This is a genomic window from Paenibacillus zanthoxyli JH29, assembly GCF_000520715.1.
Lineage (GTDB): Bacteria > Bacillota > Bacilli > Paenibacillales > Paenibacillaceae > Paenibacillus_AQ > Paenibacillus_AQ zanthoxyli.
This window is the reverse complement of sequence record NZ_ASSD01000288.1, coordinates 1-561: the sequence shown is the minus strand read 5'-3', so window position 1 is coordinate 561 and position 561 is coordinate 1. Positions and strand designations below refer to the sequence as shown.

Here is a 561-nt window from a genome sequence, read left to right as displayed (position 1 = left end):
CTTGGAGGCCCGGTCTTCGCCGGAATGCTCCAGCCACTGAAATACGGGCTCCGTCATCCGCCGAACCCGCTGCCCCTGCTCGAGCTCGACCGGGAGCCCCCGCCAAGGCTCGATTTCGAGCTTGATCTTGAACCAGACGAGCTTAGGCCGCTCGATGTTCCGCCGATGCCGCCCGCCTTGGAAGACGTGGATCGTCTCGTAATGGTACCCGTCGTGGAGGTCGAGGTCCTCGGCTTGACTACGGAGCCGGTCACTGGCTTATTCTGAAATTTGGTGCTGTTATAAGTGCGCGGTTTATAGACCGTCCGTGTGCCTCCATAATAGGCCTTACGGTGATCATACCATCTGCTCGGCGAATAGCTGGAGCCGCTATTGAACAGCATGTGATACAGCAGCAGATCGTCCCAGCCGAAGCCCGAGTTATAGCCGCCGTAGTTGTTGATGACCGTTGTCCCGTCCGATGTGGCGACGCCCGGCGCGGCGGTCGGCTGAGCCTCTTCTTTTTCTTCGGGATACGGGATGTTCCAGTCGACGTTTTTGTCGAAATAGGCTTTAACCTCT

The 561-nt window shown here is 58.1% G+C and carries 1 protein-coding gene; it reads right to left on the bottom strand.

Features of this window, described 5'->3' with window-relative positions:
* Positions 1-53: 53 nt before the first annotated feature.
* The coding region (locus L691_RS32695) for a hypothetical protein (protein WP_025690461.1) at positions 54-561 on the bottom strand (508 nt) is incomplete at its 5' end.